Genomic DNA, 20567 nt, shown 5'->3' on the forward strand with positions numbered 1-20567 from the left:
CCGTCACCCTGTCTTACGACGACGGCCCCGGCCCGTCCGCGCGGGTGCGGCCGTAGCCGCCTGTGCGCCGCCGGACCCCGGACGGTCTGCGGAGACGACCAGCGCGGCGAGCACCGTGGTCACCGGAACCGAGGCGACCAGGCCGATCGATCCGACCAGCGTGCGGACGATCTCCTCGGCGACCAGCTCGCTGTTGGCCACCGTCCCCACACTGCTCTGGGCGATGGAGAAGAGCAGCAGCAGCGGCAGCGCCGCGCCCGCGTACGCCAGCACCAGGGTGTTGACCACCGAGGCGATGTGGTCCCTTCCGATCCGGATACCTGCCCGGTACAGATCCTTCCAACCCATCCGCGGGTCCGCCTGGTGAAGTTCCCAGACGGCGGAGGTCTGGGTGACCGTCACATCGTCGAGCACCCCGAGCGAACCGATGATGACACCGGCCAGCAGCAGACCGCTCATGTCGATGTCCGGGTAGAGGCCGTGGATGAGGCCGGTGTTGTCGTCGGTGTTGCCGCTGAGGTTCGCCCAGCCGATGAACAGGGAGCCCAGCAGCCCGATCAGCAGCAGCGAGATCAGCGTGCCGACGACCGCGACCGACGTACGGGCCGTCACCCCGTGGCACAGATAGAGGGCCGCCAGCATGATCGCGCTGGCCCCGATCACCGCCACGACCAGCGGGTTCGAGCCCTGCAGGATCGCCGGCAGGATGAACAGGGTCAGCACGGCGAATGACACGACGAGTGCCACCAAGGCCATCACCCCGCGCATCCTGCCCACCAGGACCACGGCCAGCGCGAAGATCCCCGCCAGCACCGCCATCGGGATCTTCCGGTTCACGTCGGTCACGGAGTACTGGAGGTCGCGCGGCGCGTCGGGGGCGTACGCCACGACCACGCCCTGACCCTCCTTCAGCTGTCGGGGCGCGTCCGGCTGGACCACCTCGACGAACTCGCGGCCCTTGTCGTCGCCGCTGGTCACCTCGACGGTGGCCTTCGCGCACTCCCCCTCCTGCTCATTGACGGCCTCCCGGCCCGAGGGCGTGGAGGTGTCGCCGGTCGGGGGCACCTGGGCGGCGTTGACGTCCGCGCAGTCGACCTGGACGACCTGGACGACCTTGCCGTCCTGGGTCTGCCGGTCGAATCCGACGCCGGTGCGCTCGTGGTCGGGCGCGCCGCCGGGCCAGAACGCGATCAGGCCGACGACGACCGCCGTCGCGAACGGGATCAGTACGGCGGCGATGACCTTGCGCAGGTGCCGGGAGACCGGAGCGGCCGGCCCGTGGCTGTGTGTGTGGCCGTGGCTGTGGCCCTGGGGCGGCTGGGGTGCGGGGTCGCTTTGGGGGGAGGTCACGGGGCGATCATCGCAAGAACAGGAGGGCCCTCTGGTCAGCTCGCCGGAAAGGACGCTAGCGTGGAGGCACCTTTGCACACGCGGGAGCTCGGAGCACCGGGCTGAGAGGGCGCTGATCGCCGTACATCCGTACGGGAAACGCTGCGCCGACCGCCGAACCTGTTACCGGGTAATGCCGGCGTAGGGAGTAGGTCTCATGACCACAGCGGACGCACGCACGCCTGCCTCGAAACAGAACGACGGAACGCCGAACGGCACGACGCCGGGCGACGGGACGCGGAACGACGAGGCCGGGAAGTCCATCGGCTGGCACAAGGGGTACGTCCAGGGCTCGCGCCCGGACCTCCGGGTGCCGGTTCGACAGGTGCACCTCACCAACGGCGAGGACGTGACGCTGTACGACACGTCCGGGCCGTACACCGATCCCTCCGTCGACACCGATGTCCGCCGCGGCCTCGCGCCCCTGCGGGAGAACTGGATCATCGCCCGCGGCGACACCGAGGAGTACGCGGGCCGCCCGGCCCGCCCCGAGGACGACGGGCTCAAGCACACCTCGCCGCGCGGCGGACTGCGCAACCTCGACGCCGTCTTCCCCGGCCGCCCGCGCCAGCCGCGCCGCAGCCGCGACGGACGCCCCGTCACCCAGCTCGCGTACGCCCGACGGGGGGAGACCACCCCGGAGATGGAGTACGTGGCGATCCGGGAGAACGTGGAGGCCGAGGTCGTCCGTGAGGAGATCGCTCAGGGTCGGGCGGTGCTGCCGGCCAACGTCAACCACCCCGAGATCGAGCCGATGATCATCGGCAAGCGGTTCCTGGTGAAGGTCAACGCCAACATCGGCAACTCGGCCGTCACCTCCTCCATCGAGGAGGAGGTGGACAAGATGACCTGGGCGACGAAGTGGGGCGCCGACACGGTCATGGACCTGTCCACCGGCCGCAACATCCACACCACCCGTGAATGGGTGCTGCGCAACTCCCCCGTGCCGATCGGCACCGTCCCGCTCTACCAGGCCCTGGAGAAGGTCGACGGCCGGGCCGAGGAGCTGACCTGGGAGATCTACAAGGACACCGTCATCGAGCAGGCCGAGCAGGGCGTGGACTACATGACGGTGCACGCCGGTGTGCGCCTGCCGTACGTCCCGCTGACGGCCCGTCGTAAGACCGGCATCGTCTCGCGCGGTGGCTCGATCATGGCGGCCTGGTGTCTCGCCCACCACAAGGAGTCGTTCCTCTACGAGCACTTCGAGGAGCTCTGCGAGATCCTCGCGACGTACGACGTCACCTACTCCCTGGGTGACGGACTGCGCCCCGGCTCGATCGCGGACGCCAACGACGAGGCGCAGTTCGCCGAGCTGCGCACGCTGGGCGAGCTGAACACGATCGCCAAGCGGTTCGGCGTCCAGACGATGATCGAAGGCCCCGGACACGTCCCGATGCACAAGATCAAGGAGAATATCGACCTCCAGCAGGAGATCTGCGAGGAGGCGCCGTTCTACACGCTCGGCCCGCTGACCACGGACGTCGCGCCTGCCTACGACCACATCACCTCCGGCATCGGCGCCGCGATGATCGCCTGGTGGGGCACGGCGATGCTCTGCTACGTCACGCCCAAGGAGCACCTGGGGCTGCCGAACCGGGACGATGTGAAGACGGGCGTCATCACCTACAAGATCGCCGCTCACGCCGCCGACCTGGCCAAGGGGCACCCGGGTGCGCAGGAGTGGGACGACGCCCTCTCCGACGCGCGGTTCGAGTTCCGCTGGGAGGACCAGTTCAATCTGGCGCTCGACCCGGACACCGCGCGGGAGTTCCATGACGAGACGCTGCCCGCCGAACCGGCGAAGACCGCGCACTTCTGCTCGATGTGCGGGCCGAAGTTCTGCTCGATGAAGATCTCCCAGGACATCCGGCGTCAGCACGGTGGTTCGCAGGAGGAGATCGAGGAGGGCATGGCCGAGAAGTCGAAGGAGTTCGCGGCCGCCGGCAACCGGGTCTACCTGCCCATCGCGGAGGCGGGCGGTACGTCGGCCGGCTGACCCGGCCGCCTCGGCGGAGGGGGGCCCGCCAGGTCACCAGTCCTGGCCGGCCCCCCTCCGCGAAGCCCACCGCGAACGGCTTGTCGCCGTCGCCCGTCACCAGGTGGATGCTGCACTCCGTCACGCTTTCGCCCGGCGGGATCATCCGGGCGACCGCGTCGTAGGGCGTCACACCGTGGGCGGAGGCGACCGGTGGAGGGTCTGGTGCGGCGGGCCCGCCTGCTCCGGCGGCTCGTCCGGCGTGGCTGCCGGGCTCTGGGCGCCCGCCGTGCCGAACGGGTTGTCGATGACGTAGCGCCAGTATCCGTCCGGTCCCCGGCGGGCGACGTCCGTCGCCGTGCCCGTGATCCGGACCTGGTCGCCGTGCGCGGCTCTGCCCTCCACCACCCAGTCGACGATCAGGAGTGCCAGGTCGCCTGAGACGTAGGTGTGGCGCGGAGTCACCCGGATCGGGACGCGCAGTGCGAGGAAACTCCGGTGGGCCGGCAGCCGGTCGGGGCCGGCCGTGGGGTGGCCGGGCCGGGGCACGAACTGCGCGTCGGCCTCGAAGAGCCGGTCGACGCAATCGGGGTCGAAGGTGTTGAACGCCCCTTCCAGGACGTAGGGGTGCTCGGCGGCGACGGTGGTCGGATGCACACTGGTGGAATGCGTCATGCAGCCAGTGAACCGCCCGTCGACGAGGGTCACCCAACGGAAACCCACGCGGCCGACGGCCAGGAACTGACGCCGACCGCCCGTGGCCGCACGGTCCGTCCCGAGCCGGACTGCCCGGTCGAGGTGGCCCTGACCGCGGTGTCGGGCCGGTGGGCCACGCTCGTGCCGCGCGAACTGATGGGCGGCCCGCTGGGGTTCTCCGAGCTGAGGGAACGGCTGCCGGAACTGTCGGCGAAGGTTCTCAGCCAGCGGCTCCGGGAACTGTGCGAACGTGGCCTGCTGTCGGTGGAGCGCCGGCGCGGATTCCCTGTGCGTACCTGCTACACCCTGACCGGACGCGGCCGGGCACTCCGGCCTCTGCTGATCGAGCTGTACGCGACGGGAGAGGCTCTCCTGGCCACGGGACCGGCCGCAGGCGCGAGCCCGCGGGGCTGAGGTCCGATCCGGCCAGGAGCCTGTGGGCGTTCTATGGCTTACCGGTCAACTACAGCCGTTTCAGGTCGGTTTGACATAGTTAGCTGCCTTGTTAAGCGACAGTATGGACACAGTCGTGTGGCAGCTGTATGTACGTTTGGCCCGCAGCTCATCTTCGCTTGACCCTCTCCTTATCTGTGGCTTACTTTCCGGCTTGCTTGGCTTGAAATTGGCGCCCCCTCGGAACGGGGGCCGGGGAGGGAATCACCATGAACTGGTACCTGGCAGTACTCAAGAACTACGCAGGCTTCAGCGGACGCGCGCGCCGCAAGGAGTACTGGATGTTCGCGCTCATCAGCTTCGTCGTCAGCCTGGTGCTCACGATCATCGGCAACCTGATCGGCGCGGACTTCCTGTCCTACATATACGCCGTCGCGATTCTCGTCCCGAGCCTCGCGGTCGCCGTGCGCCGCCTGCACGACACCGGCCGCTCGGGCTGGTGGCTGCTGATCGGGATCGTCCCGCTGGTCGGCTTCATCATCCTGATCGTCTTCCTCGCCTCCGAGGGCAAGCACGAGGCGAACCAGCACGGCCAGAACCCGAAGCTGGCCCCGGCAGTCTGACCGAAAAGCTCCGACGCCGGTCGGAGCAGCCTGAGGCCGGGCGCGGCACACAGCCGCCCCGGCCTTCGCCGTACCCGGACCTCGGCCCGGTTGTCAGTCCGGCCGGTGCTCCGGCCCGCCGAAGTCCGGGCTCGTGAAGTCGGGGCTGGTGAACGTGGGTCGGGGGCCGGCCGCCGGTCCGTCGTCCGGGCCGGAGAAGTCCGGCCTGCTGTATCCGACCTTCGGGATGCGGTTGGGTGAACGGTGCGGGGTCCGTGCGGCGGGCCCCGCGGTGGGGTCGGCCAGGGCATCCCGGAGGAACGGGAGGATGCCGCGCTCCAGCAGGGCGTGGCGCCACGCCTCCCTGGCCCGCGCGACATCCTCCGGAAGCTCCTGCTCCTCGTCCTCGGCGGCCAGGGACGTCGCGCCGTTGCGGAGCGCGGTGACGAGCAGGCCGATCGCCGCCACCAGGATCGCCGCGGCGGCGACCGCGGCGAAGAACCATCCGGCCGCGACCATCGAGCCGCCGAAGGCCACCGACGGACCGACCGCCTTCACCAGGTAGCCGACGAGCAGGAAGATGACGGCCGCGGAGCCGGCCAGCAGCGGGGTCAGGACCGTGATGACCGCGCCTATGCCGGCGCCCGATCCGGCCGCCGTGCTCCGCGGCCCGTCCGGGGCCGGGCCGCCGTCGATCTCTTCCGCGGTCGCCGCGCGGCGCAGCTCGCCGCGGGCCTTCACGTAGTGCTCGTACTCCGTGGCCGCGGCCGCGGTGATCAGCGCCGTGGCGCTGAGCGCCATGGTGCGCAGCTGTTCGGTGTTGAGCCGGTCCCCGACGCCCTCCAGGTCCGGGCGTTCATGAGCGTGGCGCAGTGCGTCGCCCAGGATCCGCTCGTACTCGGGTCCGTCCTCGGCCAGCAGGTGCGGAGCGCTTGTCATCTGCATCCCCCGATGCTCCGTCGGTGCCCGGTTGCCCGCGTGGACCGGGCGATCGGGCGGAAACGGAGGAGAGCCTGCCACTGATACGCCGATGGTAGAGCGCTCACGGCACGGGGTGACAGGGTGTTTCCAGAATTGGGCCCGGTGACGGGTCCGTTGATCGGCGGGGTCGACGCAGGCGGAACCTGAAGCGTCTTCCCCGCCGACGGTCAGTCATGCAGCGGGAGTTGAACCACCAACAGCTTTCCGGCCATGGTCACTCCGCCGTCCATGGCGATGGCGAGGTCGTCCGCGTACACGTGCGGACCGTTGATCACCGGCCCCGCGCTGTCCTCGCCCTCCTCCGTGCCGACCTCGCCCAGGAGGTACGGAATGGGGCTGTGGCCATGGACGACGCGCTGTCCGCCGTAGGTCGTCAGGAGCTCGCGCACCGCCTGGGCGCCGCCCTCGTCCCGGAAGGCGAACCGCTTGGTGAGCTTGCGGAAGAGGTCCCAGCACTCGTCGGCGTCATTGCGCGTGAGAATGGCCGTGATCGTGTCATTGACGTCCTCGATGGTGGACCCGTAGTCGAGGTAGGCCGTCGTGTCGGAGTGCATCAGGAGATGCCCGTCTTCCTCGACTACCGCGTCGAGCCGGGACATCCACTGGAGGTGGACGTCCTGGAGGCGGTCCATGTCGGTCTTCTGGCCGCCGTTGAGCAGCCAGGCGGCCTGGAAGGTGGCGGTGCCCGCCCCGGAGTTGACGGGGGTGTCGGCGAACCGCTTGGCGCCGATCAGCAGCAGCTCGTGGTTGCCCATCAGGGCCTTGCAGTAGCCGCCGGCCGCCGCCGCCTCGGCGGAGAGCCGCATGACGAGGTCGATGACCCCGATGCCGTCCGGCCCGCGGTCGGTGAAGTCGCCGAGGAACCACAGTCGGGCGTTGCCCGCGGCCCAGTTGCCGTCGGCGTCGATGAGGCCCTGCGCGCCGAGGGCGGCGATCAGCTCGTCCAGGTAGCCGTGGACATCGCCGACGACGAAGAGCGGGCCGCGGCTGTCCCCGGCCACGGGGCGCGGCTCGGGAACGGTCCGCACCCGCACCGTGTCGCCGCGGCGGATGACCGGGAGGTCCCGCTCGGTCGGGGTGTAGCCGTCCGGCTGCTCGTCGCCCACGACGGCGTTGCCGGGATGCGGCGGCCGGGGTGGCGCGGGAGCGCGCGGCGGCACGGAGGCGCCGGGTGCCGGGGGCACGGGAGCGCCCGGCGCCGGAGGGTTCGGTTCCGGCGCGCGCGGCGGCACCGGGGAAGGAGGTGCCGCCTGGGCTTGCGGTGGCACGGGTGTCTGCGCATACGGCGGAACCCGGAAGTCACGCAACGTCGCCGTCCGCACCACGGGTTCCTGACCGGCCCCCTGAGTCATCGACCCCTCCACCACCGTCGCGCCGCCGTACACCTGACGGGCCCTGCCTGGTAGAGGTGGTCCGCGGTGTCGTGCGCCCATCATAGGAATGCGGATCGATCTGTGTGACGCACCAGGGGTGGTGAATCCGGGCGCACGCACGGTTCATCGGTCGATTGGTCCGAAAAGAGATGATCAGTCCCCGCTGGGGGAGCGCGGCGCGCTGACCGTGGTGCGTGGTGGACGTCGTTGCGAGGAGGTCCGGACGATGAGCTCCGTCGGTATGACCTGCTCCACCGGCCCGTCGTGCCCGATCCCTTCGATGGCGTCGATGAGCAGTTGGACCACGGCCGTGCCGATGCGGCGGGGCTTCAGCGAGAGCGTCGTGATGGGCGGCTCGGTGGCCGCGTACACGGTGGACTCGCTGCAGCAGACCAGCAGCAGGTCCTCGGGGACCCGCAGTCCGTAGCGGCGTGCCGCCGCGAGGAGATCGGTGCCGTTGGGGTCGAAGAGCCCGTAGACCGCGTCGGGGCGGTCCGGGCGGGCGAGCAGCCGGTCGGCGGCGACCGCCCCCGCGCAGGGGTCGTGGGCCGGGTAGGACTCGTAGACGGGATCCTGGCCGACCCGCTCGCACCAGTGGAGGTAGGCGGTGGTGGACAACCGGGTGTAGGTGTCGGTGGTGTTGCCGGTCAGCAGGCCGATCCGGCGGGCCCCGGCGGCGGCGAGATGGTCGAGGAGGTCGAGCACGGCGGCCCGGTGGTCGTTGTCGACCCAGGCGGTGACGGGGAGCGTTCCGGCGGGGCGGCCGTCCGAGACGACGGGCAGCCCCTGGCGGACGAGTTCGGTGACGACCGGGTCCTGGTCGGAGGGGTCGATGACGACGGTCCCGTCGAGCGCGACGTTCGACCAGACGTCGTGCCGCGAGGTGGCGGGAAGGATGACGAGGGCGTAGCCGCGGGCGAGCGCCGCGGAGGTCGCGGCTCTCGCCATCTCCGCGAAGTACGCGAATTCGGTGAAGGTGAAAGGTTCATTCCCGTACGTGGTCACGGTCAGGCCGATCAGGCCGGACTTGCCCGTACGGAGGGTTCGGGCCGCGGCGGAAGGGCGGTAGCCCAGGCGCTCGGCGACCTCGCGGACATGGCGTCGGGTGGCGTCCGGGAGCCTGCCCTTGCCGTTGAGCGCGTCGGAGACGGTCGTGATCGAGACTCCGGCCGCGGCGGCCACATCACGGATACCCGCCCGTCCTGGCCGGCCGCTGCGCCGGGGGGTCTCCGTCCGGCTCACCTGGTGCTTCCCTGCTGCTGTCATGGCGAGCCGATAGTAGGGCTCCGAGGGGTGGTCGGTCCGGTCGCATATGCCCACGTTGACAGGCACGTTTCTGCAAGGTCACTGGCCATCAGAAACCTTACAATGAAAGGAAGTTGGCCGCTATTGCATGCGTGTTTCAGGTGCTGAAGGGTGGCAGCCTGCTGTATGTGCGATGTCTCGAAGAGGTCTCAACTCACCACTTCGGGGGACGCGCGCCACGGCGCGAGCCACCGGCGTGCGGCGGAACGGGAAGCGCTCCCCCCGGGAGAGGCCCCGGATCGGCCCCGCGCGAGGCCCCCATTCCCGGGCACTGCGGTCGATTTCCCGCTCGGGCCATTCGCAGCGGGGCCCAATCCTCATAAGGTGTGCAGTATTGCTGTGAACGGACGGTCGAGGAGGACCTGCGGTGAGCGAGACGAGCCCCAAGCTGCGCGCCGAGCTGGACGGCGTTCCCGCCTATGTGCCGGGGAAGCCGGCGGCGGCCGGCGGACCGGTCGCGTACAAGCTGTCCTCCAACGAGAATCCCTATCCGCCGCTGCCGGGGGTTCTGGAGTCGGCGCTCGCCGCCGCGGGGAACTTCAACCGCTACCCGGACATGGCGTGCACCGGCCTGATGAACGAGCTGGCCGACCGTTTCGGTGTGCCCCTCGCCCATCTCGCCACCGGCACCGGGTCGGTGGGGGTGGCCCAGCAGCTGCTCCAGGCCACTTCCGGACCCGGTGACGAGGTCATCTACGCCTGGCGGTCCTTCGAGGCGTACCCGATCATCACGCAGGTCAGCGGCGCGACCTCGGTGAAGGTCCCGCTGACCGAGGGCGAGGTGCACGACCTCGACGCGATGGCGGAGGCGATCACCGACCGGACCCGGCTGATCTTCGTCTGCAATCCCAACAACCCCACCGGCACGGTGGTGCGCCGGGCCGAGCTGGAACGGTTCCTCGACCGGGTGCCGAGCGATGTGCTGGTGGTGCTCGACGAGGCGTACAAGGAGTTCATCCGCGACGCCGAGGTGCCGGACGGCATCGAGATCTACCGCGACCGGCCCAATGTGGCGGTGCTGCGGACCTTCTCCAAGGCGTACGGTCTGGCCGGGCTGCGGGTCGGCTTCGCGGTGGCCCACGAGCCGGTGGCCGCGGCGCTGCGCAAGACCGCCGTCCCCTTCGGGGTCAGCCAGCTCGCCCAGGACGCGGCGGTGGCCTCGCTCCGCGCGGAGGACGAGCTGCTGGGCCGGGTGGGCTCGCTGGTCGCCGAGCGCACCCGGGTGAGCGCGGAGCTGGTGCGCCAGGGCTGGACGGTGCCGGAGTCGCACGCGAACTTCGTCTGGCTGCGGCTCGGCGAGCGGACCCTCGACTTCGCCGGGGCCTGCGAGCGGGCCGGAGTGGTCGTGCGGCCCTTCAGGGACGAGGGCGTCCGGGTCTCGATCGGCGAGAGCGAGGGCAACGACCTCTTCCTGAAGGCGGCGGAGGCGTTCCGCGCCGAGCTGTAGGCCTCGCGCGCGCCTGTACGACCGGGTGGCCCCGGACCTCGATCGCGAGGTCCGGGGCCCTTTGCGTGGGTGACGGGGGCCGGCTTCGGGGGCCGGGGTCGAAAAGGGGTACCCCCGGCGAAGGGTCCGAAAGTGTGTGCGCCATAATTGCTTGTGAATGTGAACGCGTTCACAAGCGTGCCCTGGTTCCTCCCGCAATCGGGCGGATTAAAGGGGCGTAGTGCCGGTCCGATCACGGCGATGTAAGGAGACTGACGACGTGGACCTCGCTCTGGCGCCGGAGACCCTGGCGCGATGGCAGTTCGGCATCACCACCGTCTACCACTTCCTCTTCGTCCCGCTGACGATCTCGCTCGCCGCGCTCACCGCCGGCCTGCAGACCGCCTGGGTGCGGACGGAGAACGAGAAGTACCTCAGGGCGACCAAGTTCTGGGGCAAGCTGTTCCTGATCAACATCGCCATGGGCGTCGTCACGGGCATCGTCCAGGAGTTCCAGTTCGGCATGAACTGGTCCGACTACTCGCGCTTCGTCGGTGACGTCTTCGGTGCTCCGCTCGCCTTCGAGGCGCTGATCGCCTTCTTCTTCGAGTCCACCTTCATCGGGCTGTGGATCTTCGGCTGGGACAAGCTGCCGAAGAAGATCCACCTCGCCTGCATCTGGATGGTCTCGATCGGCACGGTCCTCTCCGCGTACTTCATCCTGGCGGCCAACTCCTGGATGCAGCACCCGGTCGGCTACCGGATCAACGAGGAGCGCGGCCGCGCCGAGCTCACCGACTTCTGGCGGGTGCTCACCCAGGACACCGCGGTCACCCAGTTCTTCCACACCATCACGGCGGCGTTCCTGGTCGGCGGGGCCTTCATGGTCGGCATCGCCGCGTTCCACCTGGCACGCAAGAAGCACATCCCGGTGATGCGGACCTCGCTGCGCCTGGGCCTGATCACCGTCGTGGTCGCCGGCATGCTCACCGCCGTCAGCGGCGACAGCCTGGCCAAGGTCATGTTCCGGCAGCAGCCGATGAAGATGGCCGCCGCCGAGGCCCTGTGGGACGGCCAGGAGCGGGCGCCGTTCTCGATCTTCGCGTACGGGGACGTCAGCCAGGGCCACAACTCCGTGGAGATCTCGCTCCCCGGAGTGCTGTCCTTCCTCTCCAACAACGACCCGAACTCGTACGTCCCCGGCATCAACGACCTCAACAAGGAGGCGCAGGAGAAGTACGGGCCCGGCGACTACCGTCCCAACATCCCGGTCGCTTTCTGGAGCTTCCGGTGGATGATCGGCTTCGGTATGGCCTCCTTCGGCCTCGGCCTCCTGGGGCTCTGGCTGACCCGGAAGAAGTTCCTGCTGCCGCCGGCGCTGCGGACCGGCGAGGACGAGGTGCCACATCTCGTCCTCCTCAAGAACAAGGCGCTGAGCCCGAGGCTCACCAAGCTCTACTGGGTCGTCGCGCTCTGGACGCTGCTCTTCCCGCTGATAGCCAACTCCTGGGGCTGGATCTTCACCGAGATGGGCCGCCAGCCGTGGGTCGTCTACGGGGTGCTCCAGACCCGTGCGGGGGTCTCCCCCGGTGTCTCGCAGGGCGAGGTCATCACCTCGATGGTCGTCTTCACGCTGCTGTACGCGGTGCTCGCCGTGATCGAGGTGAAGCTGCTCGTGAAGTACATCAAGGCCGGGCCGCCGGAACTCACCGAGGACGACCTCAACCCGCCCACCAAGATCGGCGGCCACGACGAAGAAGACGCCGACCGGCCGATGGCCTTCTCGTACTGAGCACAGGAGCTGAGAGATGGAACTCCACGACGTCTGGTTCGTGCTCATCGCCGTCCTCTGGACCGGCTACTTCTTCCTGGAGGGATTCGACTTCGGCATCGGGGTCCTCACCAAACTGCTGGCCCGCGACCGCAAGGAGCGCCGGGTCCTGATCAACACGATCGGGCCTGTCTGGGACGGCAACGAGGTCTGGCTGCTCAGCGCGGGCGGCGCGACCTTCGCCGCCTTCCCCGAGTGGTACGCCACCCTGTTCTCCGGCTTCTACCTGCCGCTGCTGATCATCCTGTTCTGCCTGATCGTGCGCGGCGTCGCCTTCGAGTACCGAGCCAAGCGGCCCGAGGAACGGTGGCAGACGAACTGGGAGACCGCGATCTTCTGGACCTCCCTGATCCCCGCCGTGCTGTGGGGCGTGGCGTTCGGGAACATCGTGCGGGGCGTGAAGATCGACGCCGACATGGAGTACGTCGGTAACTTCTGGGATCTCCTCAACCCGTACGCGATCCTCGGCGGTCTCGTCACGCTCACCCTCTTCACCTTCCACGGAGCGGTCTTCGCCGGCCTCAAGACGGCGGGCGACATCCGGGTCCGGGCCCGCGCACTGGCGCTGAAGCTGGGACCGGTCACCGCGGTGCTGGCGCTGGGCTTCCTGGTCTGGACGCAGGCGGACAACGGGGACGCCTGGAGCCTGGGGGCCATGATCGTGGCGGTGGTGGCGCTCCTGGCCGCGATCGGGGCCATCGCCAAGGGCCGCGAGGGCTGGTCGTTCGCGTTCTCGGGCGTGACGATCGCGGCGGCGGTCGCGATGCTCTTCCTGGCGCTCTTCCCGAACGTCATGCCCTCCTCGCTGAACGACGCCTGGAACCTCACGGTCACCAACGCCTCCTCCAGCCCGTACACGCTCAAGATCATGACCTGGTGCGCAGGCATCGCCACGCCCGTCGTGCTGCTCTACCAAGGCTGGACGTACTGGGTCTTCCGCAAGCGCATCGGCACCCAGCACATCGCCGACGCGCACTGACTCCGGTGAGCTGCCGCGGGCCCCGCGAGGCCCACGGCAGCTCACCGTCCCGCAGAGTTCACCGACCCCGCCGGGGGGATGTTTCACGTGAAACCGATCGATCCGCGTCTGCTCCACCACGCACGCGCCACCCGCCTCTTCCTGGCGGCCGTGGTGGTCCTCGGCCTGGTCGGCGCCCTGCTGGTGATCGCCCAGGCGATGCTCATCGCCGAGATCGTGGTGGGCGGTTTCGAGGGCGGACTCACGGTCACCGCGCTGCGCACCCCCCTCCTTCTCCTCGCCGCTGTCGCCCTCGGTCGAGCTCTCGTCGCCTGGCTCACCGAACTGGCGGCCCATCGCGCCAGCGCGGCCGTCAAGTCCGAACTGCGCGGCCGGCTCCTGGAGCGGGCCGCGCGGCTGGGCCCCGACTGGCTGAGCGGGCAGCGCACCGGTTCGCTCGTCGCGCTGGCGACCCGGGGCATCGACGCGCTCGACGACTACTTCGCCCGCTACCTCCCGCAGCTCGGACTCGCCGTCGTGGTGCCCGTGGCGGTGCTCGCCCGGATCGTCACCGAGGACTGGGTGTCGGCGGCGATCATCGTCGTCACGCTGCCGCTCATCCCGCTCTTCATGATCCTGATCGGCTGGGCCACCCAGTCCCGGATGGACCGCCAGTGGCAGCTGCTGTCCCGGCTCTCCGGACACTTCCTGGACGTCGTCGCCGGGCTGCCGACCCTGAAGGTCTTCGGGCGGGCCAAGGCCCAGGCCGAATCGATCCGCGCGATCACCTCCGACTACCGTCGGGCCACCCTGCGCACCCTGCGGATCGCCTTCCTGTCCTCGTTCGCCCTGGAGCTGCTGGCGACCCTGTCGGTCGCCCTGGTCGCCGTCACGATCGGCATGCGGCTGGTCCACGGCGAGCTCGACCTCTACACCGGTCTGGTGGTCCTGATCCTGGCCCCGGAGGCCTATCTGCCGATCCGCCAGGTCGGAGCGCAGTACCACGCGGCGGCCGAGGGACTGTCGGCCGCCGAGGAGATCTTCACGGTCCTGGAGACCGAACCCCGGGCCCCGGGCACCGAGGACGTGCCGGACACACTGCGCCTGGAGCTGGCGGACGTGACCGTGCGCCACGAGGGCCGCACAGAGCCCTCGTTGAACGCCGCGTCGCTCACCGTGGAGCCGGGGGAGACCGTCGCCCTGGTCGGCCCGAGCGGCGTCGGCAAGTCCACCCTGCTGAACGTGCTCCTCGGATTCGCCGTATCCGACGAGGGGCACGTCCGGGTCGGCGGCCGGGACCTCATGGACCTGGACCCCGAACGCTGGCGTAGCCGTATCGCCTGGGTCCCCCAGCGCCCCCACCTCTTCGCGGACACGATCGCCGAGAACGTGCGCCTCGCCCGGCCCGACGCCGACGACGAGGCGGTCCTCGCGGCGCTGCGGGACGCGGGCGCGTACGACTTCGTCGCGGCGCTGCCCGACGGGGTGCGGACAGCCCTGGGCGAGGACGGCGCCGGACTCTCCGCGGGCCAGCGCCAGCGCCTCGCCCTCGCCCGGGCATTCCTCGCCGACCGGCCGCTCCTGCTGTTGGACGAGCCGACCGCGAGCCTGGACGGCGAGAGCGAGGCGGGCATCGTCGACGCCGTACGGAGGCTGGCCGCCGGGCGGACCGTGCTGCTGGTCGTCCACCGCCCGGCCCTGCTGGCGGTCGCCGACCGCGTGGTGACCCTGGAACCGCGTACCGACGTGCGGGAGCCGACCGAGGACGTGAGCCGCGCTACGCGTGCCGTCGCCACCGGACCGGCCGTCCCGCAGCCGCTCGCCGGGGGCGAACTCCTGGACGCCCACCGGACGGAGGAACAGCGCGCGGCCGACGGCGGGCAGGCAAGGTCCGGTGCCCGCTCCGGACGGGTGCTCGCCCGGGTCCGCGAGACGGCCGGGGCACAGCGGGGACGGCTGACCCTGGCCCTGCTGCTCGGCAGCCTGGCGGTCGGGTCCGCCGTGGGGCTCATGGCGGTCTCCGGCTGGCTGATCTCCCGCGCCTCCGAAGAGCCGCCGGTCATGTACTTGATGATGGCGGTCACCGCGACCCGCGCCTTCGGCATCGGCCGGGCGGTCTTCCGCTACGCCGAGCGCCTCGTCTCGCACGACGCCGTCCTGAAGCTCCTGGCCGAACTGCGCGTCGCCGTCTACCGGGGCCTCGAACGCATCGCCCCCGGGGGCCTGCGCACCACGCGGCGCGGCGACCTGCTGTCCCGGCTCGTCGCCGATGTGGACGCGCTCCAGGACTACTGGCTGCGCTGGCTGCTGCCGGTCGGCACCGCCGTCGTGGTGGGGGCCGCGGCCGCCGGGTTCACCGGCTGGCTGCTTCCGGAGGCGGGCGTGATCCTGGCCGTGGGGCTGCTGGTCGCCGGGGTCGGCGTCCCGCTCCTCAGCGGCGCCTGCGCCCGCCGTACGGAGCGCCAGCTCGCACCCGCACGCGCCGCCCTGGCCACCCGGGTCACCGACCTCCTGGGCGCCACCGCCGAACTGACCGTCGCGGGCGCGCTGCCCGCCCGGCAGACGCGGCTGCGCGCGGCCGACACACTGCTGACCCGGATCGCCTCGCGCGCCGCCGCCGCGACGGCACTGGGCGGCGGGCTGTCCGCCCTGGTCTGCGGACTCACCGTGGTGGCCGCCGCGACCGTCGCCGTCCCCGCCGTGCAGGACGGCCGGCTGTCCGGTGTCGCGCTCGCCGTGGTGGTGCTGACCCCGCTGGCCGCCTTCGAGGCCGTCACCGGGCTGCCGCTCGCCGTGCAGTACCGCCAGCGCGTCGCACGGAGCGCGGAGCGGGTGTTCGAGGTGCTGGACGCCCCCGTGCCCGTACGGGAGCCCGAGGCCCCCGCCGAGGAGCCCGCGTCCCCGTTCCCGCTGGAGGCGCGGGGGCTGAGCGCCCGCTACCCGGGGGCCCGGCACGACGCGCTGACCTCGCTCGACCTGACGCTGACGCCCGGCCGGCGCATCGCGGTCGTGGGTCCCTCCGGCTCGGGCAAGACGACGCTCGCCCAGGTCCTGCTGCGCTTCCTGGACGCCTCGTCGGGGACGTACCGGCTGGGCGGTGTCGAGGCGTCCGCGCTGGACTCGGACACGGTCCGGCGCTCGGTCGGGCTGTGCGCCCAGGACGCGCACGTCTTCGACAGCACGATCCGCGAGAACCTGCGCCTGGCCCGCCCCGGGGCGACCGACGCCGAACTGCGCGACGCGCTCTCCCGCGCCCGGGTCCTGGACTGGGCGCTGGCCCTGCCGGAGGGGCTCGACACCCCGGTGGGCGAGCACGGCGCGCGGCTCTCCGGCGGCCAGCGCCAGCGCCTCGCCCTGGCCCGCGCGCTCCTCGCGGACTTTCCCGTACTCGTCCTGGACGAGCCGGCCGAACACCTCGACCTGCCGACCGCTGACGCCCTCACCGCCGACCTGCTGGACGCGACCCGGGGCTGTGCGACGGTGCTGATCACCCACCGGCTGACCGGCCTCGACACGGTCGACGAAGTGCTGGTGCTGGACGCGGGCCGGGTCGTGCAGCGCGGACCGTACGCCGAACTCGCCGCCGAGGACGGGCCGCTGCGCCGCATGCTGGAGCGCGAACGGGAGACGGTCGGGGCGGGAGTCCGACAGCGGTGACGCCACCGGACCGGATCCGGACGGCCGGCCTCCCTTCGCCCGTCGAGCGCATTCTCGACTTTCGCCCCCTATCGGCACTAACTAGGCTCAGGCCATGGCAGAGCCCGACCCGCAGGACTCCCTCGACGCCGCCACCCGGGCCACCCGCAGCCTTCAGGGTCTGTCCACCGAGCTGACCGCGCGGGTGCCGCAGCTCCTGGAGGCGATGCGTTCCGTCGGCTCGGGGCTGGAACTGCACTCCACCCTGGACCGGATCTGTGAGACGGCGGCCGAGCTCGCCCACGCCCGGTATGCCGCCATCGGCGTCGTCGACGAGCTGGGCGAGGGCCTGTCGGACTTCGTCACCTACGGCGTTCCGCAGGAGGTGGCCGAGGCGATCGGGCGACGCCCCGACGGCCACCGGGGTCTGCTCGGCGCGCTGATCCACGACTCCGCCCCGGTCCGTCTGGCCGACCTGACCACCGATCCGCGGTCCGCGGGCTTTCCGCCGGGTCACCCCCCGATGCGGACCTTCCTTGGGGTGCCCATCCGGGTCCAGGGGGACGTCTTCGGCAACCTCTATCTGGCGGAGAAGCAGGACGGCGCCGAATTCAGCGACTACGACCTCCACATGGTCCGGGTGCTCGCCACGGAGGCCGGGATCGCCATCGGCAACGCCCGGTTGTACGAGGCGGCGCGGCAGCGGGAGCACTGGATCGACGGTTCGGTCGCGGTCACCACGGCCCTCCTGTCGGGTGGGGACGCCGATGAGGCGCTGTCCGTGGTCGCCGAACAGGCTCGTCGGCTCGCCGACTCCGCCGCCGGGATCGTGCTGCTTCCCGCCGAGGAGGGCGGGCTGGAGATCGTCGCCGTCTCGTCCGACGATCCCGCGTCCTCGCTCGGCGTGATCATCCCGCCCCGGAGCGCGGTGGTGGCGAAACTCCTGGCGGGCGAGGCGGTGTTCATCGACGACTCGGCCACCGACAGCCGGATGGCCACCAGGCTGGCCGACCGGTTCGGCCCCAGCATGATGCTGCCGCTCCACAGCGGCGGCCGGGTGCTCGGCGCGCTGGCCACCCCCCGGTCGCGGGGCGCGCGACCGTTCACGGAGACCGAGCGGACGCTCGCCACCCAGTTCGCCTCCCAGGCGGCGCTCGCGCTGATGATGGCCGAGGCGCAGCGGGACCGGGAGCGCCTCGCGGTGTACGAGGACCGTGACCGGATCGCCCGCGACCTCCACGACCTGGTGATCCAGCGGCTGTTCGCCACCGGGATGATGCTGGAGAGCGCCCAGCGCGGATCGGTGGTGCCCGAGGTGCGGACCGGTGTCGGCCGGGCGGTCGACGAGCTGGACGTGACGATCCAGGAGATCCGCACGGCCATCTTCGCGCTCCAGCAGGAACCGGCCGAGGCCCCCTCGGGGCTGCGCACGCGCGTGCTGCGGGAGATCAACATGGCGGCCGTCCCGCTCGGCTTCAAGCCCTCGCACCGCTTCCTGGGCCCGGTGGATTCGCTCGTCGGCGAGCTGACGGGCAAGAACTTGGTCGCCGCGCTGCGCGAGGCCCTCTCCAACGCGTTCCGGCACGCGGGGGCGTCGCTGATCGATGTGGTCGTCGACGCGACGGCGACCCTGCCGGACGGGCGGGCGGCGGTGCGGCTCTCGGTCGCCGACGACGGGGTGGGCATCCCGGAGGGCGGCCGCCGCAGTGGGCTGCGCAACCTGGCCCGCCGGGCCGAGTCCCTGGGCGGATCGAGCCGTATCGAACCGGGGATCGGGGAGGACGGAGGAGGTACGACGGTGGTGTGGGAGGCGCCGTTGTGAGGGCGGCTGGACGGTGGCCCTGCGCTGTGAGGGCCACCGTCCGGCCGCCCGCGAGCCGGTGTTGCCGCATGCCGGGTCCGCGAGCCGGTGTGTTGGTGTGCCGGTCTGGTGATGTGCCGGTCCGCTGATGTGCTGAAAGGTTTCAGCGGTTCTCTGCGCGGGCGGCGAGGATGCGCTCGATGACGACCGCGACCCCGTCCTCCTCGTTGGTCGTGGTCCGGCCCGTGGCGGCGGCCAGCACGTCCGGGTGGGCGTTGCCCATCGCGAAGGAGGCGCCGGCCCAGCGGAGCATCTCGATGTCGTTGGGCATGTCACCGAAGGCGACCACCTCGGCGGACGAGATACCGCGCTCGGCACAACAGGCGGCGAGTGTCGTGGCCTTGGAGACGCCTGGCCCGCTGACCTCCAGGAGTGCGGAGGGGCTGGAGCGGGTGAAGGCGGCCCGGTCGCCGGCCGCCGTACGGGCCAGCGTGAGGAAGGCGTCGGGCGCCAGCTCGGTGTGGTGGGCCAGCACTTTGAGCACGGGCGCGCCGGTGCCCGGGGCGTCCTCGTGCAGCAGCTTCTCGGCCACCGCCACCGTGGCGCCCGGGTCCAGGTGGAAGGGCGGGTAGGCCGGTTCGTAGTTGATGCCGGTGGTCATCTCGACGGCGAAGGAGGTGCCGGGGGCCGCCTCGCGCAGGGTGCGTACGACGTGCAGGGCCGCCGCGCGCTCCAGCGGCCGTACGGAGAGCAGCTCGCCGTCCGTTCGCAGGTCGGTGACCACGGCGCCGTTGGCGCAGATCGCCGTACCGTGGCTCTGGACGTGGTCCCGGACGACGTCCATCCAGCGGGCCGGCCTGCCGGTGACGAAGAAGACCCTGATCCCGGCCTCCTCGGCCGCCGCGAGGGCCGCGACCGTGCGCGCGGACAGCGTCTTGTCGTCACGCAGAAGGGTGCCGTCGAGGTCGGTGGCGATCAGCCGGGTCACGGCGGGAAGAGGCGTATCGGTCACTGAGGTCACCGGCCCATTCTCGCCCACAAAGGTGCACGGGCGTGCGGAGGGGCGCACATCTGAGTGGGTAGGACGTTGATCTGCGGAAAAGCCCTCTGGCATATGCCAAAGCCATCAGGAGGCCGTCACCCGCCCGTACGGTCGGAGGCTCAGGGGCATGAGCCTCCGCCTGGGCACCGTGATCCTCACCTGTGCATCGCCGGCGCGAGGGCGGTCGCGACCGCTGACAGCGCGCGGAGGAGCTGAGCTTCCCCACCCCCTCCACACCTACAATCACCTGTCCCCTCAACCAAGGGTGACCAGACCGCTTCCCGTATCTGCTCCGTCGGTAGATCCGCGGCAGCGGGAGGCCCGCGTCTCGTCGAGGTCATGCGTCTGAGCACGGCGAGCGCCTGCGGCTGGGCACCCTCGTGGCCTCGGTCCAGCCTCGTTCATGCACATCACAGGCTGACCTGCTGGGATCGCGGTATGCGGCATCGCCAGGGTCTGAAGGCCTCAGATCGGCTCGATCGCGATACGAGGGTGGCAGAGCCGGCGCAGGTCGTCCACGTCGCTGCTCACGACTGTCACATCGCCTTGCTCTGCGTGGGCGGTAGCGGCCAACATCGCGTTGATGGCGTACTTGTGACCGTGAAGCCCTTCGGCGGCCAGGAGCTTGCTTGCGACCCGGGCGACCTCTTCCGTGACCGGTCGCACCTTTGTGAGGGAGACCGCGGAGTCGAACGCAGCCTGGACGATCTTCGGATCGCGCGCTTCGGCAAGCGTTGCCGCACTGGTCACGATCAGCAGATCGAGAGTGCGGGCGACGTCCAGCCACACCGTCATGTCGCGGTGTCTTCCGGACAGCTTGGACAGGGCCTCGCTGTCCAGAACAAGAGTGCCGCTCACGCAGCGTCCGCCGGCGAGGCGTAGCCCCGGTGTGCGGCATGGTGTGCCCGGATTCTTTCGGCCCGGGCCGCCACCTCAGCCTGGTCGATGGGGCCGTGCTCGGCTTCGTGCGCCGCGATGTGGTCATCAACGGCCTCACGCTGGAGCTGACGCTGCACCGCTTCCTCGATGTACGACGAAACGCCCTGCTTGCCAGCACGAGCGCGAATCGCTTCCAGGGTCTCGGCGCGCAGAGAAACGCTGGTGACCCGGGTCTTGCCGGATCGGGGAGTGCTCATGGGCCGCAATGTAGTACACA

The 20567-nt window shown here is 70.7% G+C and carries 16 protein-coding genes and 1 riboswitch; of the genes, 8 read left to right on the forward strand and 8 right to left on the reverse strand.

Translation table 11 applies throughout. From position 1 onward, the window contains the following. Positions 1 to 3: 3 nt before the first annotated feature. Positions 4 to 1350, reverse strand: coding sequence for a YibE/F family protein (locus tag ACIRJT_RS15570; RefSeq protein ID WP_403909067.1), 1347 nt, complete (start codon positions 1348 to 1350; stop codon positions 4 to 6). Positions 1351 to 1420: 70 nt separating this feature from the next. Next, positions 1421 to 1554: riboswitch (TPP riboswitch) on the forward strand. On the opposite strand from ACIRJT_RS15570, the gene thiC reads away from it, so the two are divergent. After that, a complete protein-coding gene (gene thiC, locus ACIRJT_RS15575; RefSeq protein ID WP_403909070.1) occupies positions 1547 to 3388 on the forward strand; it encodes a phosphomethylpyrimidine synthase ThiC in 1842 nt (613 codons plus the stop codon). Its footprint overlaps the riboswitch before it by 8 nt. 168 nt (positions 3389 to 3556) lie before the next feature. Here thiC and ACIRJT_RS15580 read toward each other — a convergent pair whose 3' ends face one another. Continuing rightward, positions 3557 to 4042, reverse strand: coding sequence for a YybH family protein (locus ACIRJT_RS15580; protein WP_403909073.1), 486 nt, complete (start codon positions 4040 to 4042; stop codon positions 3557 to 3559). On the opposite strand from ACIRJT_RS15580, the gene ACIRJT_RS15585 reads away from it, so the two are divergent. Then, complete coding sequence (locus tag ACIRJT_RS15585) at positions 4034 to 4477, forward strand: winged helix-turn-helix transcriptional regulator (protein ID WP_403909076.1); 444 nt, start codon at positions 4034 to 4036, stop codon at positions 4475 to 4477. The two genes, ACIRJT_RS15580 and ACIRJT_RS15585, sit on opposite strands and share 9 nt — an antisense overlap. A 248-nt stretch (positions 4478 to 4725) precedes the next feature. Beyond that, a complete protein-coding gene (locus ACIRJT_RS15590; RefSeq protein WP_403909079.1) occupies positions 4726 to 5079 on the forward strand; it encodes a DUF805 domain-containing protein in 354 nt (117 codons plus the stop codon). Positions 5080 to 5172: 93 nt separating this feature from the next. On the opposite strand, the gene ACIRJT_RS15595 is transcribed toward ACIRJT_RS15590, so the two are convergent. The 3 genes from ACIRJT_RS15595 to ACIRJT_RS15605 form a co-directional block, all read right to left on the reverse strand. Then, positions 5173 to 6003: a hypothetical protein gene (locus ACIRJT_RS15595; RefSeq protein ID WP_403909082.1), complete on the reverse strand. Its 831-nt coding sequence runs from the start codon at positions 6001 to 6003 to the stop codon at positions 5173 to 5175. A gap of 203 nt (positions 6004 to 6206) precedes the next feature. Continuing rightward, on the reverse strand, positions 6207 to 7406 hold the full coding sequence (locus ACIRJT_RS15600) for a metallophosphoesterase (protein WP_403909873.1): 1200 nt from the start codon (positions 7404 to 7406) through the stop codon (positions 6207 to 6209). A gap of 159 nt (positions 7407 to 7565) precedes the next feature. After that, positions 7566 to 8678 carry a LacI family DNA-binding transcriptional regulator gene (locus tag ACIRJT_RS15605; RefSeq protein ID WP_371624661.1) on the reverse strand — a complete coding sequence of 371 codons (1113 nt, stop codon included), beginning with the start codon at positions 8676 to 8678 and terminating at the stop codon, positions 7566 to 7568. Between the two features lie 406 nt (positions 8679 to 9084). Here ACIRJT_RS15605 and hisC point away from each other — a divergent pair, with 406 nt between their 5' ends. The 5 genes from hisC to ACIRJT_RS15630 all read left to right on the forward strand — a co-directional run bounded on the left by hisC (position 9085) and on the right by ACIRJT_RS15630 (position 18390). Further along, entirely contained in the window at positions 9085 to 10164 is a 1080-nt protein-coding gene (hisC, locus tag ACIRJT_RS15610) for a histidinol-phosphate transaminase (protein ID WP_403909085.1), read from the forward strand. A gap of 259 nt (positions 10165 to 10423) precedes the next feature. Next, positions 10424 to 11935, forward strand: a complete 1512-nt coding sequence (locus tag ACIRJT_RS15615; RefSeq protein WP_403909088.1) for a cytochrome ubiquinol oxidase subunit I — start codon at positions 10424 to 10426, stop codon at positions 11933 to 11935. A gap of 16 nt (positions 11936 to 11951) precedes the next feature. Beyond that, positions 11952 to 12953, forward strand: coding sequence for a cytochrome d ubiquinol oxidase subunit II (cydB, locus tag ACIRJT_RS15620; protein WP_403909091.1), 1002 nt, complete (start codon positions 11952 to 11954; stop codon positions 12951 to 12953). Between the two features lie 87 nt (positions 12954 to 13040). Beyond that, positions 13041 to 16589: a thiol reductant ABC exporter subunit CydD gene (gene cydD, locus ACIRJT_RS15625; RefSeq protein WP_403909094.1), complete on the forward strand. Its 3549-nt coding sequence runs from the start codon at positions 13041 to 13043 to the stop codon at positions 16587 to 16589. 94 nt (positions 16590 to 16683) lie between these two features. Beyond that, the gene (locus ACIRJT_RS15630) at positions 16684 to 18390 is read left to right on the forward strand and encodes a GAF domain-containing sensor histidine kinase (protein ID WP_403909097.1); all 1707 of its coding nucleotides are present in this window, start codon (positions 16684 to 16686) and stop codon (positions 18388 to 18390) included. Between the two features lie 142 nt (positions 18391 to 18532). Here ACIRJT_RS15630 and ACIRJT_RS15635 read toward each other — a convergent pair whose 3' ends face one another. From ACIRJT_RS15635 to ACIRJT_RS15645, 3 genes are all read right to left on the reverse strand, one after another. Next, complete coding sequence (locus ACIRJT_RS15635) at positions 18533 to 19390, reverse strand: HAD family hydrolase (RefSeq protein ID WP_403909100.1); 858 nt, start codon at positions 19388 to 19390, stop codon at positions 18533 to 18535. 486 nt (positions 19391 to 19876) lie between these two features. Next, positions 19877 to 20269 (reverse strand): type II toxin-antitoxin system VapC family toxin, encoded by a 393-nt coding sequence (locus ACIRJT_RS15640; RefSeq protein ID WP_403909103.1) that lies wholly within the window; start codon positions 20267 to 20269, stop codon positions 19877 to 19879. Next, positions 20266 to 20547, reverse strand: a complete 282-nt coding sequence (locus tag ACIRJT_RS15645; RefSeq protein ID WP_403909106.1) for a hypothetical protein — start codon at positions 20545 to 20547, stop codon at positions 20266 to 20268. Before ACIRJT_RS15645 ends, ACIRJT_RS15640 begins: the two co-directional genes overlap by 4 nt. Positions 20548 to 20567 lie beyond the last annotated feature (20 nt).

Source organism: Streptomyces sp. NPDC102283 (assembly GCF_044766265.1).
Lineage (GTDB): Bacteria > Actinomycetota > Actinomycetes > Streptomycetales > Streptomycetaceae > Streptomyces.